Source organism: Alteromonas macleodii, from assembly GCF_903772925.1.
In the GTDB taxonomy this organism is placed as follows: domain Bacteria; phylum Pseudomonadota; class Gammaproteobacteria; order Enterobacterales; family Alteromonadaceae; genus Alteromonas; species Alteromonas macleodii_A.
This window is the reverse complement of sequence record NZ_LR812090.1, coordinates 713451-729518: the sequence shown is the minus strand read 5'-3', so window position 1 is coordinate 729518 and position 16068 is coordinate 713451. Positions and strand designations below refer to the sequence as shown.

The 16068-nt window shown below is 44.2% G+C and carries 15 protein-coding genes; 5 read left to right on the top strand and 10 right to left on the bottom strand.

Annotation, left to right across the window (positions count from 1 at the left end):
• Window positions 1-160 precede the first annotated feature (160 nt).
• The 3 genes from PCAR9_RS03280 to phoB form a co-directional block, all read right to left on the bottom strand.
• Window positions 161-1132, bottom strand: coding sequence for a PstS family phosphate ABC transporter substrate-binding protein (locus PCAR9_RS03280; protein WP_179985141.1), 972 nt, complete (start codon window positions 1130-1132; stop codon window positions 161-163).
• A 76-nt stretch (window positions 1133-1208) separates the two neighbouring features.
• Window positions 1209-2510, bottom strand: a complete 1302-nt coding sequence (gene phoR / locus PCAR9_RS03275; RefSeq protein ID WP_179982386.1) for a phosphate regulon sensor histidine kinase PhoR — start codon at window positions 2508-2510, stop codon at window positions 1209-1211.
• Window positions 2511-2611: 101 nt separating this feature from the next.
• A complete protein-coding gene (gene phoB, locus PCAR9_RS03270; RefSeq protein ID WP_118490259.1) occupies window positions 2612-3301 on the bottom strand; it encodes a phosphate regulon transcriptional regulator PhoB in 690 nt (229 codons plus the stop codon).
• Between the two features lie 266 nt (window positions 3302-3567).
• Here phoB and PCAR9_RS03265 point away from each other — a divergent pair, with 266 nt between their 5' ends.
• The gene (locus PCAR9_RS03265; RefSeq protein ID WP_179982385.1) at window positions 3568-5298 is read left to right on the top strand and encodes a sensor histidine kinase; all 1731 of its coding nucleotides are present in this window, start codon (window positions 3568-3570) and stop codon (window positions 5296-5298) included.
• 136 nt (window positions 5299-5434) lie between these two features.
• The gene (gene rdgC / locus PCAR9_RS03260) at window positions 5435-6346 is read left to right on the top strand and encodes a recombination-associated protein RdgC (RefSeq protein ID WP_025256534.1); all 912 of its coding nucleotides are present in this window, start codon (window positions 5435-5437) and stop codon (window positions 6344-6346) included.
• A gap of 188 nt (window positions 6347-6534) precedes the next feature.
• On the opposite strand, the gene PCAR9_RS03255 is transcribed toward rdgC, so the two are convergent.
• Window positions 6535-7098: a helix-turn-helix domain-containing protein gene (locus tag PCAR9_RS03255; protein WP_179982384.1), complete on the bottom strand. Its 564-nt coding sequence runs from the start codon at window positions 7096-7098 to the stop codon at window positions 6535-6537.
• Between the two features lie 188 nt (window positions 7099-7286).
• Here PCAR9_RS03255 and PCAR9_RS03250 point away from each other — a divergent pair, with 188 nt between their 5' ends.
• Window positions 7287-8477, top strand: a complete 1191-nt coding sequence (locus PCAR9_RS03250) for a benzoate/H(+) symporter BenE family transporter (protein ID WP_179982383.1) — start codon at window positions 7287-7289, stop codon at window positions 8475-8477.
• Between the two features lie 129 nt (window positions 8478-8606).
• On the opposite strand, the gene PCAR9_RS03245 is transcribed toward PCAR9_RS03250, so the two are convergent.
• Window positions 8607-9443, bottom strand: a complete 837-nt coding sequence (locus PCAR9_RS03245; protein WP_179982382.1) for an HDOD domain-containing protein — start codon at window positions 9441-9443, stop codon at window positions 8607-8609.
• 445 nt (window positions 9444-9888) lie between these two features.
• Here PCAR9_RS03245 and PCAR9_RS03240 point away from each other — a divergent pair, with 445 nt between their 5' ends.
• Complete coding sequence (locus PCAR9_RS03240) at window positions 9889-11583, top strand: dipeptidyl-peptidase 3 family protein (protein ID WP_179985140.1); 1695 nt, start codon at window positions 9889-9891, stop codon at window positions 11581-11583.
• Between the two features lie 99 nt (window positions 11584-11682).
• On the opposite strand, the gene PCAR9_RS03235 is transcribed toward PCAR9_RS03240, so the two are convergent.
• From PCAR9_RS03235 to folB, 4 genes are all read right to left on the bottom strand, one after another.
• Complete coding sequence (locus PCAR9_RS03235) at window positions 11683-12054, bottom strand: histidine triad nucleotide-binding protein (protein WP_179982381.1); 372 nt, start codon at window positions 12052-12054, stop codon at window positions 11683-11685.
• A gap of 120 nt (window positions 12055-12174) precedes the next feature.
• The gene (locus PCAR9_RS03230; RefSeq protein ID WP_118490266.1) at window positions 12175-12975 is read right to left on the bottom strand and encodes an undecaprenyl-diphosphate phosphatase; all 801 of its coding nucleotides are present in this window, start codon (window positions 12973-12975) and stop codon (window positions 12175-12177) included.
• Window positions 12976-12983: 8 nt separating this feature from the next.
• A complete protein-coding gene (folK, locus tag PCAR9_RS03225) occupies window positions 12984-13478 on the bottom strand; it encodes a 2-amino-4-hydroxy-6-hydroxymethyldihydropteridine diphosphokinase (protein WP_179982380.1) in 495 nt (164 codons plus the stop codon).
• Window positions 13478-13831, bottom strand: coding sequence for a dihydroneopterin aldolase (gene folB, locus PCAR9_RS03220; RefSeq protein ID WP_179982379.1), 354 nt, complete (start codon window positions 13829-13831; stop codon window positions 13478-13480). Before folB ends, folK begins: the two co-directional genes overlap by 1 nt.
• Window positions 13832-14122: 291 nt before the next feature.
• Between folB and plsY the strand changes: the two genes are divergently transcribed.
• Window positions 14123-14725: a glycerol-3-phosphate 1-O-acyltransferase PlsY gene (plsY, locus tag PCAR9_RS03215; protein WP_179982378.1), complete on the top strand. Its 603-nt coding sequence runs from the start codon at window positions 14123-14125 to the stop codon at window positions 14723-14725.
• Here plsY and PCAR9_RS03210 read toward each other — a convergent pair.
• Window positions 14715-16040 carry an alkaline phosphatase family protein gene (locus PCAR9_RS03210; protein ID WP_179982377.1) on the bottom strand — a complete coding sequence of 442 codons (1326 nt, stop codon included), beginning with the start codon at window positions 16038-16040 and terminating at the stop codon, window positions 14715-14717. The two genes, plsY and PCAR9_RS03210, sit on opposite strands and share 11 nt — an antisense overlap.
• Window positions 16041-16068 lie beyond the last annotated feature (28 nt).

The following is a 16068-nucleotide window of genomic DNA, read 5'->3' as shown; positions in this document are numbered from 1 at the left end:
GCCCTTCAATTGCAAATAATCAATCGCTCATGGATATTTGACGATCTATTGTGACGTAATTATGACAACCAGCGGGGCTGTTCAACTTCAAATAACATAGGGGGTAGCTGTGATTTGAGTAGTATTGAGGTGTTTAGCAGTCGCTCAAATTTGGCATTTATTATTCATCAAGTAATCGGCGCTGGCGTACCAACACGTCTTCACGAATAGGGAAATATCCGTCTCTTAATACCTGCTGCTGCCCTTCTTGTGACAAGATATAGCGCAAAAACTCCCTTTCCAGAGTAGGTAAAGGCTCACCGGGCTTCTTATTTATCACCAAATAAAGAAAACGAGCAAACGGATACGTTTCGTTACGCACGGTGTCAATAGAAAGAGGGATTAAGCTATCTAGCGACTCACCTAGTGGCAGAGCGCGCACTCCCGCAGTTTTATAGCCGTAGGCGGCATAGCCAATTGCACCTGTACCGCTGGCCACAGACAATACTACAGAAGCAGAGCCAGGTTGTTCGTTTACTGTGTTTTTGAAATCACCATCACACAGCGCCATCACTTTGAACAAACCATAAGTACCTGATACAGAATTTCGGCCGTACAGCCTGATAGGAGAACGATAGCCTATATCGTCAACACCGAGTTGAGACCAATTGGTAATGGCTGTATTGCTGCCACAGAACTGGGTTTCAGAAAACACCGCGTCAACTTGCTCAAGGGTCATCCCCGGCAGCGGATTGCGTCTATCCACAAAAATGGCGATGGCATCCATTGCTACTTTTAATACCGTTGGCGGGTAACCGTGGGTTCGCGTGAAGTCCCGTATTTCACTGGGTTTTAATTCCCGGCTCATAGGACCAATGGTAGCAGTACCTTCAATCAGCGCAGGAGGAGCGGTAGATGAACCAGATGCCTGTATTTGAAAGCCGACCTGGGGATAAAGGGTTTTGAATTCCTGTGACCAAAAGGTCATTAAGTTTGCCAGTGTGTCTGAGCCCACTGAGGAGATTTTCCCTGCCACACCGGGTTTGCGTTCGTAGGCCGGTACTTGGTAAGTACTTGAAGCAGAGGAGGCGCTTTGAGTAGCCTGAGGAGTCGCGAGTACTTCAAGTGGAAACAACAGACCTATTGCCAACAGTAAACTTATAACACCGCGGTACAACCCATTCACTATGTTATGACATTTGCTCGCCAAGGTTTACTGCCTCTTAAGGTTACAGCTGCTCTGCAATTAATTCGTTATCCAATACGAAGGAGAAGTTACTGCCCTCGCCCAACGTACTAGTTATTTCTAAACGGGAATTATGATGACTTAGCACGTGTTTTACAATGGATAACCCCAAGCCTGAACCGCCGGTTTTACGTGAACGTGCTTTATCCACACGGTAAAAGCGTTCTGTTAAGCGATTAAGGTGGTTCTGCTCAATGCCATCACCGTTGTCTACTACAGAAAACTGGGCGCCGCTCGTACCGCGACGCCAATATACGTTTATCTCACCACCAGCGGGGGTGTAATGAACGGCATTAAACACCAAATTAGAACAGGCACTTCGCAGTTCGGTTTCGACACCAAAGACATACAACTCTTCATCAATATGGAATTTGATAGCGTGGTTCTTTTCTTTATTGAGGGCCAGCGCTTCCCTTTCAACTTGGGCAAGCACAGCAGGAATATTCACCACGTTTTCATAAATACGTTCTGAGCTTGCTTCAATACGCGATAGTACTAATAAATCTTCTATCAGGTTTTGCATGCGATGAGTTTGCGATGTCATTTCTTTCATCGCTTTGTGCATAAACGGGTCTGACGCTTCATCAACAGGAAGAATTTCTAAGTATCCATTAATAACCGTAAGCGGCGTACGAAGTTCATGAGATACGTTCGCCACAAAGTCTTTACGCATTTCTTCAAGCTGAGATACTCGCGTTATATCACGAGCAATCAGCAGCAGGTGCTCGTCGCCATAAGGCATTATTCGATATTCGAAGGTTTTATTGGGGTTCGTCGGCGACGGTACTTCAATAGGGTATTTGTAATTACCCGCATGAAAGTACTGAATAAATTCAGGGTGACGCAATAAGTTGTCTATACGCCGGCCTGAGTCTTGAGGCCATTTCAAACCAAGATCTAAACGGGCAAGACGATTACACCAGATAATACATGCCTTTGAGTCAACCACTACCGCTGCATCTGGTAAGGCTTCAGAACCCTCTCTAAAGCGTTTAACTAACTCGCCAAGCTCTTTACGCTTGTTACGGTTTCGACGCTGAAGGTAATAAATACCTTCATAAATATGCTCCCACACGCCTCGTACAGTAGGGGGAGACATTTTGCGACTGTGCCACAGCCAGCGGTTCAGCTTATAAAGGTGCCAATAGTTAAACAGCAGCAACAAAGTCGCACCTATGGCGACAGCGAATAACATATCATCCAGATACCACCCTACCAGCGCAAAAACCACAAGGAATAGCACTAAGCGCAAAGTACTTCTCAACCAAGAGAACGGGTAATACATGAAATAGCTCGCGTTGTTGAAAGTGGAAATAGGCGCACGTTAAGGTGGCGTATAGACGTAAAGGGAATGGCGTCATACCACTCCCTAAACACTGCATCTTGTTAAAGCTTAGTAGAAAAACGATAACCCGCACCGCGTACGGTTTGGATCATAGCATCATGCCCGTGGCGAGATATAGCTTTGCGCAAGCGTCGGATATGTACATCTACCGTTCTGTCTTCAACGTAAACATTAGTGCCCCACACATTATCAAGAAGAAGTTCTCGGCTGTATACTCGCTCTGGATGAGTCATGAAAAAGTGCAATAGCTTGAACTCTGTTGGCCCCATATCCAATGGCTCTTCATTGGCCATAACACGATGGGATACAGGCTCAAGTTTAAGCCCATTGAATTCGATCGGCTCTTCATTTGACGTAGGCGTGACTCTGCGCATTACCGCTTTAATTCTTGCCACTAGTTCCTTCGGCGAGAAGGGCTTAGTCACATAATCATCAGCACCAGCATCCAGGCCTCGAATTTTATCTTCTTCTTCGCCACGGGCCGTTAGCATGATAACGGGAATGTCACGAGTAAACTCATGTTGCTTTAAACTTTTAGCCAGCTGTACACCGCTTCCACCCGGTAGCATCCAATCCAGTAGAATTAAATCTGGGTAAGGCTCGCAAATTTTTTCCTGCGCGATGTCGAAATCTTCGGCTTCAATAATGTTAAAACCAGATTGCTCAAGTACAAACTTAAGCATCTCACGGATAGGCGCTTCGTCCTCAACCACCAACACTGTACGAGACATCGTATTATTCCTGCTCATTTATAAACGCCGTTATTATTAATGTGGTCTGTGACAGTTTTATTAAAACGATTACATTAATGTGTCAAGTTTAATACGGTTATAAAACACGCTTCGCCCAAAGTTTATACATACAATCTTGTTTATTCATACAATTGCGCATATTCTTGAATTGTCAAAAATATCTACACGTATGTGATTCTAAATAGTGCTTTCGCTACAAATGTGAGTCTCATAAAAAGTCTGAAGTAACAGGGGTGTGTTTTTCTATGGCTGCGGTCAAGACAGGGTTATCAAGGAAGCTCTTAGCCAGGGTATTATCGGTATACTTTGCGCTTACACTTCTTGTGACAATAGGACAAATTTTTACAGAGTACCTCAGCACCAAAAATCACGTTGAAAGCGAGCTTCAAACATTAAAAAACACTTTTTCTTCTAGTCTTACTCGCGCGTTGTGGGAGCTTAACAATGACCAAGTCCGAGCTATCGCAGAAGGGTTAATGTCACTGCCTATTGTAGAAGGCCTGCAAGTTCGTGGGGAAAATGGCAATTACATTGCAGAGTACGGTATAAGGGTCCAGCGCTCTCCTGCGCCTGTTGACCAAGAGCTGATAGAGGATCATCCTGGAGGCGTTTTTAGCTATAGCTTTCCACTCGTTTTCAAATTCTCTGGCCGTGAGTCTACCGTTGGCGATGTTACTTTATACTCAAGCTTCGACACTATATTTAGCCGTATTGAAGTAGGAGTTTTCTTTCTTATCGGCAACGCGATAGTGAAAACAACCTTTCTTGTATTCTTATTTATGACAGCCTTTCGCACAATGCTCTCAGAACCCTTACAGTCCATCACTGAGCAAATGGGTAATTTCGACCCTCAGCATCCCGAAGAAAGTAAGTTTAATATCAAATTGGATGATGATAACGAGCTATTGCAACTTAAAGAGTCGTACAACAACGTTATTGATGACCTTATCGTTTCAAATAACAAGTTGAATAATGCGCAAAGCGAGCTAACGCTAGCCAATAAAAAGTTGGATGATCAAAACCTTATTTTAGAACAGGAAGTGGCAAAAAAGACCGCGTCTTTGTCACAAATTATGCTTGATCTAGAGCAGCAAAAAGACGAGCTTATCGCCCACCAGCGAGAGCTTCGCCAGGAAAACGAAAATCGCCAGTATATAGAAGCAGAGCTTCGCAAACGCAATCAAGAACTTGCAAGCTCAATGGATACCCTTCACCAAGCACAAGAGCAGCTAGTAGAGTCAGAGCGCATGGCGTCGCTTGGCGGTCTTGTTGCTGGTATAGCACATGACGTGAATACCCCGTTAGGCGTAAGCGTTACCGCAGCCAGTTTTCTGCAAGAGCGACTTAATAACTTAAAGACTGATTTTGAAGATAAAAGCCTGACCAGTAAAAATATGGCAAGCTTTATTGACGAAGCCGAGCAAACTGCGCTTTTACTCTTAAGTAACTTAGAACGCGCATCAGATCTTATCGCCAGCTTTAAGCAAGTAGCTGTTGATCAAACCAGTGAAACCGAACGCGAGTTTGTATTAGGTGACTACATTAACGAGATCATCCAGTCCTTAAAGCCGAGTTTCAAGCAAACCGAACATCAAATTAACGTAACCTGTCCTGACAATTTAGTGGTAACCTGTGCCCCCGGCGCTATTGCACAGATTGTTACAAATATGGTCGTTAACTCGCTTATGCACGGCTTTGAAGGCAAAACCGCTGGCACGGTAACCCTCGATGTAAAAGAAGAAGGTGATAATGTTGTTCTTTACTATAAGGATGACGGCAGGGGCTTAAGTGAAGGAGAACTAAGTCAATTGTTTGATGCTTTCTTTACCACTAAACGAGGACAAGGTGGCAGCGGTCTGGGCACACATATTATGTATAACCTAGTTACGCAGTCACTGCATGGCCATATTGAAGCTGACAGTACACTCGGCAACGGCTTGCAGTACACCATTCGTTTTCCCAAAAAGAGTGTGTAACCCTTTTTACTATTTTCAATTTGGGGCGCGCACTGCAAGCGCCCTTTTATGTGTCTAATAACCCTTTATTGAATTGCACCGCAAGTCTTACGTTGGTACGCTTGCGCCCTATTTTTATTAAGAGAATGCTTACACTATGTGGTTTAAAAATGTAAAAGCCTATCAAATTACTCAGCCGCTATCGCTAGACGAGGGTGATTTAGAGCGAGTCTTAAACGAACATGCTTTTCGCCCGTGCGGCAGCCAAGATTTGGCAACCATGGGGTTTGCCTCTCCGTTTTCTCAGGCTGGTAAGCAAGGCACCATGTTTCATGTTGTTCAACAGCGTTTTTGGATAACCCTAAAGAAACAAGAAAAGATTTTGCCCGGTGCTGTGGTAAATGCCGAGCTTGACGAAATGGTGGCTAAAATTGAAATGGAAACAGGTTCGCCAGTTGGCAAAAAAGCCAAAGCTGACCTTAAGCAAGAAATTCAGACACGCTTGCTGCCACAGGCCTTTACCAAAAACACCTATACCCACGGTTTTATCTCTCTTGCCGACAACTTAGTAGTGGTTGATGCGTCGTCTGACGGCAAAGCCGAAGCCTTTTTGGCCATGGTTAGAAAAGCGATTGGCTCACTGCCGGTTGTTCCCTTTACGCGCAGAAGCCTTCAAAGTGAACTTACGCATTGGGTTACTGAGTCAACACCAGAAGGTGTAGGGCTACTTGAAGAAGCCGAACTTAAATCTACCGACGACACAGGCAGTGTTATTCGCTGTAAGAACCAGCCGCTTGATAGCGAAGAAATCAGTATTCACCTTGATGCCGGTAAGCTGGTTCAAAAAGTTGCGTTTGAATATGCAGAAACCCTAACGGCTATTATGTGTGAAGATGGCGCCATTAAGCGTATTAAGTTCACCGACCGCATTAAAGAAGAAACTGACGACGTACCAAAAGATCAGGTAGAAGCACGCCTTGATGCAGAGTTTGCGCTAATGTCAGCAGAGATTTGTACGCTGCTGAACTTCCTTCGCGGTGCGCTTAATCTTAACGACGATAGTTTGTAAACGAGCGGCCAGCACAGCACAACCTATTCTCTAATTTCAATTGAACGTTTAACTCAAAGCCTAATCGCTATTATAGTCATTAGGCTTTTCACAAATATCCCCAGAGTCCCCTTTCTAATTAGCTTACTTTTGTAAAAGCGTTTTATACAAGAGCTCGCAAACCGCTCAAAGAAAGTTACTTAATTCCTCTAAACAGGATAGTGAATTACCACAACAAAGCGCGTTTCTCCTGCTTCGTCTCGATAGCCGTGGGGTTGGTCTGCGCGCAATATACATTGCTCTTGCGCCTGATAGCTTTTCCACTGTCCATCTTGCAAAACCCCTAACTTTCCTTGTAGTACGTGAATATGCTCGGTGACGCCAATTTGGTGAGCTGAAGAATGCTGCTCATGCAAGTCTGTTAAGCATAGTTCGAACATTTCAAACTGGGTAGCTGAGTTAAACGGAAATAGCGTTTTTATGGTTACGTTTGGGTCGTTAGCGAACTTGTTATCGGCGTGTTGAGACGAAGGGGCTGTTTCATCACCAGATAAGAAAGAAGAAAATGAACACGCAAGACCTGTGGCTATTTTCCATAAGGTAGCGATGGTTGGGCTAGACTCACCTCGTTCTATTTGCCCAAGCATAGCTTTCGATACTCCCGTCAACTTAGCTGTTTTATCAAGAGAAAGCCCCCTAGCTTTGCGAACAGTCTGCAGGTGCTGTGCAATACTTCTTGAAATAGCAGAAGGCTGCCCATTTGCTTTTGTCATGTAATGAAGGCCTTTTATTTTGTCGCTGATGTTAATGAAGCGGCTGTGCGCTATAACGCACAAATGTTAAGTTACTTATTGTACGTTATAGCGCACAAATAGGTAGAGTAGCATATTCGATAGACACTAAAAGCGTACTTTTATCGCTCAGTCATTTTTAAAATCGAGATTCCATCACGAGGGTTTTCATGAGTAAGTGGAAGTTAAGTCATATCAGCGCAGGGCTTACCGCCGTTACGGTAGGTTACAGTAGTTCTGTTGTCATTATCATTGATGTAGCGCGCAAAGCCGGCGCTAGCGATGACATGGTAATAAGCTGGTTATTCGCGCTTGGTCTAGGTATGGGTATTACCTGTATTCTGTTTTCGTGGCTATCCAAACTGCCCGTTGTTACCGCTTGGTCTACCCCTGGTGCGGCTTTTTTATTAACCAGTATAGGCAATTATAGTTTAAGCGAAGCCATTGGTGCATTTGTAATATGCGCAATGCTTTCACTTGTAACAGCGCAAAGCCGGACTTTACTTAAACAAATTAGTCGCATTCCTCCAGCCATTTCATCTGCACTTTTAGCCGGTATTCTCTTACCTATATGCCTAGCTATATTTACCGATGTTAACGAAGCGCCGCACCTAGTCGCGTTATTTATTTCCGCTTACCTAATAGGAAGCCGCCTATTTCCCCGCTATCTGATGCTGTTGTTGCTGGTTATGTCGGTGGGTATTAGTTTGTTTATGGGTAGTGCCAGCAGTGTTGTTGCTCTACCAAGTACCTCACAAGGGCTGTCATCAATATTTACCCTGCCCGAGCCAATTTGGGTAACGCCTACTTTTTCTCTCAGCGCCGCCATTGGCTTAGCCTTTCCTCTTTTTCTAATCACCACGCTTTCCCAAAACTTGCCCGGCATAGCTATTCATCACGCACATGGCTATGCGCCCGACCACAAACCCATTTTGTCAGGCATTGCCGTTATACAAGGTCTATTAGCACCTTTTGGAGGCTTTACCTTTAACCTAGCTGCTATCACAGCAGCACTGTGCATGGGTGAGCAAGCGGATAGTGAAAAGTCACAGCGCTATAGAGCCGCCATAGCGGCCGGCGTGGCGTATTTATTTATGGGACTTTTAGCGTCTGTGGTCGTTGCGTTATTTGTCAGCATGCCCAATATCATTATTCACCTACTTGCAGGGCTCGCACTTTTAGCTACGCTGCAAGGGTCGATGGTTCGCGCTATGGAAGTAGAACATCATAGAGCCCCAGCGCTGCTCACCATGCTGTGTACGGCGTCAGGCTTTAGCTTATTTTCTATGACTTCAGCAGTGTGGGGATTGGGGCTAGGTTTACTATTGCTGTATGTTCAAAAGAAACCTGCTAACGCATAGTGTTACTTATTAAGTTCTATGCCTGTAGCTAACCGACATAACAAAAAGGCCGATACATTTTGAAGGTGCACTTCTGTATCGGCCTAACACTACTGTGTAGATCTGGGGGTAGCTTAAAAGCTTAATTGCTTATAAGAAAATTTGCTTCGCGGCGCTTGTTAGCTCTTCGAACTCATCTGAGTGAAGCTCGCCCATATCTTCAACCACACCACGTTGTATAGCTAAGTTCAAAATAGCGTCTTTCTGGCTACCTGCCGCTCCCGAGACTGCCGCACCTACGCGAACAAAGTCAATATAGCTTAGCTCATCAGGAAGATAGCTTAAGTCTTTCCAGTTTTTCGCGACATTAACGAAGCTTTCACCAAAGCCCCATTCTCTCATTATACTTGCACCAATGCGGCCCGCTAATTTATCGATTGCCACTTCAAGGAAAGAAGGATTAGCAAAAACCTCAGGGTGACGTTCAGCTTCGGTCAAAATAGGCAGTACGCCAATATTATGTACCAATGCAGCTAGGGTCATAGTATCCATGCTCATTTCCCGCTTTTTGGTGCGGGCTATATAAAGCTGTAATACCGCCATTGCACTGGCAACTATGTTTACCGTATTCGCCCACTCCTGTTGCAAATAACGAGCAACTACATCGTTTTTAGATACGAACAGCTGCTCCATTGCCAGTGCGGTAGAAATATTCTTAATTTGTCGCAGACCAATACGCGTTACCGCCTGACTAATGGAGGTAACTTTAACACTGCGCCCCATATAAGCACTGTTTGCAATTTTAATCATTCTCGCACTAAGTGATGGGTCTTGCCCGATTACCTCACCCATAGCATTAAGGTTGATGTCAGGGTCATCTGCTGCTTTACGGACTTTTAATGCGATAGCAGGAAGTGTTGGAAGGACCAGTGTGTCATTGTTTATTTTTTCAACCAAAATAGTTGAAAGCGCGTTCTGTGTAGACATATTTCTACCCTTAGAAAGTTCCAAATTGCCTTGATAAGGCGATAGTTTGCGTTACCCGTTATCTACTCAGCCAACATCAATTCTGATGCGCCAAATAAATCGAGTATTTGTGCGTTGCATTCCCTGCGCTTATTCACATAGGCCTCTATGATTCACGCTAAAATACAAACCGTTTATTGTTTTATTATGGTATTTCTATCACCATACTATAGTAGCTCTCTAGTTTCGACCAACTAAAAAAGACAGGCTTAAAGCGAATGTTTAGCAACCGCAGTAGCACAAGAGCTCAATCAAAGTATAGACAACAAGCAGCAAACCACTATTGATATTAAGCAAATAATTTTCATACTTTTGTATAAAATCAAAAGCATAGCTATAGTGAGTTACGCAAACACCTCCCCACATACTTAAATCAATACGGGAAAACGACACGGTAAACCTTATGATTAAAAAAACGACTTCAACTTATTCGCCTATTGCTGCTGCAGTAGCAGGGCTATTTATGCTGACCGCCTGCAGCAAAAGCGCCGATACAACGCAAACTCAAACGGCAAAGCCTGAAACCGATACAGCGCAAACCTTACTTGTAGACGAGTCCCGCTTGTCTATTTATCACGGTGTAGACCTTACCAGCGATTTATCACACCTTAGTGACAACCAGCATAAAATGCTTTCGCTTTTGATAGATGCGTCGAAAATTATGGACGACCTGTTTTGGAAGCAGGCATTTTTTGAAGATAAAGATGCTTTTCTTTCCTCAATAAGCAATGAAAAAGTACGCCATTTTGCCGCCATAAACTATGGCCCATGGGATCGACTTAACGGCGACACGCCATTTATCAGCGGCTATGAAGACAAAGCCTTAGGCGCTGAGTTTTATCCTCATGATATGGAAAAGGAAGAGTTTGCTACGGCTGAGTTTGCCGACAAGCAAGGCCTTTACTCTATGGTGAAGCGCGATGAAGCCGGTAACCTTTATTCTGTGCCTTACTCTGAAGCATTTAAAAGCGAATTGATGAAAGCATCTGACCTACTCAAAAAAGCGTCAGAGCTAGCTGAAGACGAAAGCTTCAAGCAATACCTGCAACTGCGTTCTGAGGCATTGTTGTCTAATGACTACCTTGCGTCTGATATGGCCTGGATGGATATGAAGAGCAACCCTGTAGAGCTGGTTATTGGCCCTATTGAAAGCTACGAAGATCAACTCTTTGGCTATCGCGCAGCATTTGAAGCCTACGTGCTTATTAAGGATTTAGCGTGGAGTGAGAAGCTGGCAAAGTACGCGGCTTTCCTACCTGAGCTTCAGCAAGGCCTTCCTGTTGCTGATGCTTACAAAGCTGAGATGCCCGGCTCTGATGCCGACCTTAATGCATATGACGTTATTTATTACGCAGGCCACTCTAATGCTGGCAGTAAAACCATTGCGATTAACCTGCCAAATGACGAGCGCGTTCAGTTAGAAAAGGGAACCCGCCGTCTTCAGCTCAAAAACGCAATGCGCGCTAAGTTCGATACTATTTTAGTGCCTATTGCAGATACGCTAATTGTACCTGAGCAACGTGAGCACATTACGTTCGACGCCTTTTTCGCCAACACCATGTTTCACGAAGTGGCTCACGGTCTTGGCATTAAAAACACCCTGGACGGTTCGGGTACCGTGCGCGGCGCACTTAAAGAACACGCCTCAGCCCTTGAAGAAGGCAAAGCGGATATTTTAGGTTTGTACATGGTACAAAGTCTTCTTGAAAAAGGTGAAATTACCGAAGGTACACTTGAAGATTATTACGTTACCTTTATGGCTGGCATTTTCCGTTCTGTGCGTTTCGGTGCAAGTTCTGCTCACGGCAAGGCGAATATGATTCGTTTTAACTTCTTTGCACAGCAAGGTGCGTTTGAGAAAACAGAAGACGGCATGTATCGCGTAAATATGCAAAAGATGGGCGCCGCAGTAGAGGCACTTTCTGAATTGATCCTGACCCTTCAAGGTGACGGCGATTACGACGGTGTCGCAAAACTTGTGGAAACTATGGGTGTGATCAAGCCTGACCTTGCGTCAGATTTAGCACGCTTAGAAGCAGCCAGCATCCCGGTTGACATTCACTTTAATCAAGGTAAGAAAGTGCTAGGGCTCGCTGAATAAGTCAATCGATTTCAATTATTTACCTCATTTAGCTGCAGCGTAAATAAAAATGCCGCCCTTTGAATAAAGGGCGGCATTTTTTATCTTTAAACGCAAACGTTACTCTACGTGTTGCTTCATATTCTCAGTATACGGAGGCCAGCCTAGCGGTTTACCTGCTAATACGTGAAGGTGAATGTGATATACGGTTTGCCCACCGTATTCGTTACAATTCATGACAGTACGATAGCCTTGGTCGGCAAACCCTTGCTCCTTGGCAATTTTTGCAGCTACATATGACAAGTGCCCCACTACTTCGCGGTCTTCTTCAGCAATATCGTTTACCGTGGCAATTTGCTTTTTCGGAATAACCAGAAAATGGGTCGGAGCCTGAGGGTTTATATCTTTAAACGCCAGCGCTAGTTCGTCTTCGTACAAAATCTCTGCCGGAATTTCCTTGCTGATAATTTTATCAAAAATTGTTTCTGCCATGTCTCACATTCCTTTTTAATCAGGTGTTTAACTATTGCGTTAGCGATCGATGATGGTTCTCTCACCAACGCAATAACAAAGTCTAAACTACAGTGTTTTTAATCGGCTCGATGCCTTGTCTTATGCAAAAACAAACCATAGAAGTATTACGCCTAACGCTAAGCGATAGATAACAAAAGGCAGCATGCCTATACGGGATATCCAGCTTAGGAATAAATAAATACAAAGGTAGGCACTTACGAATGAAAATGCTGCGCCATACAGCAATGCATACCAATCCACAGCTTCATTTGCTTTAAGCAAATCTAAGGTGGCTAGCAACCCTGCACCTAAGATGACAGGTATAGACAGTAAGAAAGAAAAGCGTGCACAGGCTTCGCGTTTTAATCCTAGCATCAAGCCAGCAGTCATTGTTATACCCGAACGAGATGTCCCCGGAATTAACGCTAACACCTGGGCTAAGCCGATATAAATGGCTTGTTTTAGCGTTAGGCCTTCAAGCTCTTGTTCCCGCTTTGCTGTCGAGTCGGCATACCATAAAAGCAAACCGAAAATGATGGTGGTACCTGCGATTACCAATGCTGTACGTGCATTGTCTTCTATCCAGCCCTTCATCAAAAAGCCAATGATGACCGCAGGAATAGTCGCCACAATAACGTACCACGCAAGCTTACTGTCGGTAGACTGCTGCTTGCTGAAGCCTTGAGTCACCCATGCTACTGTCATCTGTCCTATTTCTTGACGAAAATAGATCATAACTGCAAGAAGGCTTCCCACATGTACTGCTACGTCAAACGCCAAACCTTGGCTTACCCAACCGAAAAGCTCAGCGGGTAGCAGCAAGTGCCCAGAGCTACTGATTGGAAGAAATTCAGTAACGCCCTGAATAATTGCTAAAATAATGATTTCGAAAAGTGTCATTCCTTTGCTTAACTCCAAGTAAAGTCAATTGGCCATAATTGCTGTTTCTGTTTATCAAAGTTTTGCCACATTTGGGCATAGGTTTCTTGCGTTTCAGGGTGAATGTCGTCGGGAACAAGTTCAGCTAACGGCCAAAGCACAAACGCGTTGTAACAAATCTCTTCGCGAGGCAAAACCACAGGGGATGTGGTTACCTTACTATCATAGGTAAGCAAATCGAGATCAAGGGTTCTTGCGCAGAATTTTTTGTCGGTATGCACTCTTCCATTGTCTTTCTCAATTGCCTTTAGTATTGCACACACCTCTTCAACATTTTTTGATGTTGTCGCCCGTGCGGCAGCATTATAAAAAGGGCTACCGTTGAAGCCTACAGCTTCGCTTTCATAAACGGAAGACACTGAAACATCTGAGAAGTGTTGTTTTAGGGCAACCAAAGACTGCCTAGTGTAATGCTCACGCTCAATATTGGAACCAATGCTGATTAAAATGGTATGTTCAGGCATTAGTTGCGCTCTTTTCGCATTTCAACGGCAACAGTTTGCGCATTAGGAAGAATATTAGGTTTAACGATTTTAAGCGTTATTGTTGAAACCGAGAAGTGAGCAAGTACGGTATCCATAACCTTGCTTCCGAATGCTTCTAGTAGTTCGAACGTACTCTCTTTACCTACTTCCACGATGCACTCGGCTACTTTGGCATAATCTACCGTATCAGCAACATCATCACTTTGCATCGCCGCGCTTAAGTCAACATCAAGTGTGACATCGAGAAGAAGCTGGGTGGTTCTTACTCGCTCCCAATCATAAACACCAATCAGGGTGTCTACTTCAAGCCCTGTTATATAAATTTTTCCCATGGAATTTTTTCATCTTCTCTGTTTTCACACCAGTTTATTGCCCTACTTTCCGGCTTCAATACTGGTCTTACTACTGCGCTTTCAACCACATATTGCTGCTAAACGGTGGTATATCGCGTTTGGATGGAGTAGCTTTACGCTTGTGTGGCACAACTATACCGCTGTATGACAACTGGGGGCAACCAAGGTTTTGTAATTTAATAGGACACAAGCCTTTAACCTCCTACAAGAGAAGTGAAACCTGACAGAAGGCAGTGCTTCTAAAACGCTTTTGATAATTAGAATGAAAAAATGATTTCGCTAACGCTTTTAATGGCTGCTGTTGCCTACCTCTTCGGTTCACTATCAAGTGCAGTGGTTATAAGCCAATTATTTGGTTTACCGGACCCTAGAACCGCTGGCTCTAAAAACCCTGGAGCAACTAATGTGTACCGCTTGGGTGGCCGTATTCCTGCGCTACTTGTACTTGTTATGGATATTTTGAAAGGCACTATTCCCGTTTACGGCAGCTACTTTTTGGGTATAGAACCAATAATGCTTGGCATAATTGCTATCTTTGCCTGTTTAGGTCATATATTTCCGCTTTATTTTGGTTTTAAAGGCGGTAAAGCCGTCGCTACCGCCTTTGGTGCCATGTTGCCTATTGGGCTCGATTTAGCAGGGCTACTTGTTCTAAGCTGGGTAGTAGTGGTTTTTCTTACCGGCTATTCTTCGCTAGGTGCGCTTATTGCAGTGTCGCTTGCGCCGCTTTTCACGTTTTTAATCAAGCCTTTGTACACTGTGCCGGTAGCAATGCTTTCACTACTTATTATTTTACGCCATAAAGACAACATTGCCCGCCTGTTAGCAGGCAATGAAAGTAAAGTGTGGGATAAAGGCAAAGTTAAAGAGTAAGTGCCTGCTGCAGTACATCCAGCTTTCCATCTATAGGCGTAACAGGCAAAATACCCAATATTTTAGCCAGCGCTGGATAAACCTCTAAATTGCTAAATGTAGGTATAGTGGTGTTCGTTTTAAACGCCGGCCCTACTGCAACAAAGGTCGCTCCCATATCAGGTAACGTATTTACGTAGCCATGGCCACCTTTGCTCACATGCATACTGTTGGCGTTTTTGAAACGGGCTGGTGGCGCAATTTCGATAATGATATCGCCCGTTCTGTTTCCTACTTCCATGTGACGCTGAGCGCGCTGGGTATCATTGAGCACAATGAAGCGGTTTTCGGCTGTATAGGTAAGACGTTCTATTTCTTCGGTGATTTGCTTATCTGACACGCCTTCTCTGGCGTAAAGGTGCACTTGCGCCCCTTCATTTTCAATAATGAAGCTATCAGGAATGGATAAAGACTCAACCTCTATAAGCTGGTTTTCATCAATAGGCGTCATGCCGTGGTCAGACACCACTACCAGATTTACTGGTAAGTCTAATGCATTAATGCGCTTATAAAGTTGACCGATAAGTGCATCTACTTCTTGTACCGCGTCATTGGTTTTATCGGCAAAAGGTCCTTCATCGTGTCCTACCGAATCGGTAAGCGAAAAATAACCCGCAATAAAGCGAGGGCGCGATACCTCAGGCAATTTTAGCCAGTTGATGATTTGATCAATACGCATCTGGTAATCAGCATATTTAGAATAGTGATAGAAATAAGTCGGAGAAGCACCCGATATGCGTGCGTCAGACTCTGGCCAGAAGAAGGTTGCAGCCTTCATACCGTGATATTCCACTAGGTTCCATAGCGGTGTTGCCGTAATCCAAGTGCTATCCATACCGCCATAGCCCAACTGATATTTTGCATAACCCTCTTTTGTAGGACGGGATTTATCATAAAAACGGTTATTCACAATACCGTGGTGTTTGGGAAGCAGCCCTGTGATCAACGAAATATGGTTGGGAAAAGTATTCGACGGATAAACAGGGGTCATTGATGACGCTCTTACGCCTTGCTTTGCAATGGCGCCAAGATGCTCGGCATTGTGCAACTCGATATAGTCGTGGCGAAATCCATCAAGAGAAATTAACACTACATACTGGTCTTGCTGAGTCTGTTGCTTTTGCTTTAACTCTTTTACTGATTCATTTGAAGGAGTTTTGCTTGAAGCAATTGCATTAGGCCTGGTGAGCGCTACAAAGAAAATCAAAATAAATAACGACAGCGCTAAAAATAATAGCGATGCATTTTGTTTTGTACCGTCTGTTGCTAAGCGCATGGTTTTTTTACGTCCTTACTCAATGTTC

Coding starts and splice junctions, on each gene's coding strand:
- phoR (WP_179982386.1), bottom strand. CDS start 2,510: ATGTATTACCCGTTCTCTTGGTTGAGAAGTACTTTGCGCTTAGTGCTA.
- phoB (WP_118490259.1), bottom strand. CDS start 3,301: ATGTCTCGTACAGTGTTGGTGGTTGAGGACGAAGCGCCTATCCGTGAG.
- PCAR9_RS03265 (WP_179982385.1), top strand. CDS start 3,568: ATGGCTGCGGTCAAGACAGGGTTATCAAGGAAGCTCTTAGCCAGGGTA.
- rdgC (WP_025256534.1), top strand. CDS start 5,435: ATGTGGTTTAAAAATGTAAAAGCCTATCAAATTACTCAGCCGCTATCG.
- PCAR9_RS03255 (WP_179982384.1), bottom strand. CDS start 7,098: ATGACAAAAGCAAATGGGCAGCCTTCTGCTATTTCAAGAAGTATTGCA.
- PCAR9_RS03250 (WP_179982383.1), top strand. CDS start 7,287: ATGAGTAAGTGGAAGTTAAGTCATATCAGCGCAGGGCTTACCGCCGTT.
- PCAR9_RS03245 (WP_179982382.1), bottom strand. CDS start 9,443: ATGTCTACACAGAACGCGCTTTCAACTATTTTGGTTGAAAAAATAAAC.
- PCAR9_RS03235 (WP_179982381.1), bottom strand. CDS start 12,054: ATGGCAGAAACAATTTTTGATAAAATTATCAGCAAGGAAATTCCGGCA.
- PCAR9_RS03230 (WP_118490266.1), bottom strand. CDS start 12,975: ATGACACTTTTCGAAATCATTATTTTAGCAATTATTCAGGGCGTTACT.
- folK (WP_179982380.1), bottom strand. CDS start 13,478: ATGCCTGAACATACCATTTTAATCAGCATTGGTTCCAATATTGAGCGT.
- folB (WP_179982379.1), bottom strand. CDS start 13,831: ATGGGAAAAATTTATATAACAGGGCTTGAAGTAGACACCCTGATTGGT.
- plsY (WP_179982378.1), top strand. CDS start 14,123: ATGATTTCGCTAACGCTTTTAATGGCTGCTGTTGCCTACCTCTTCGGT.
- PCAR9_RS03210 (WP_179982377.1), bottom strand. CDS start 16,040: ATGCGCTTAGCAACAGACGGTACAAAACAAAATGCATCGCTATTATTT.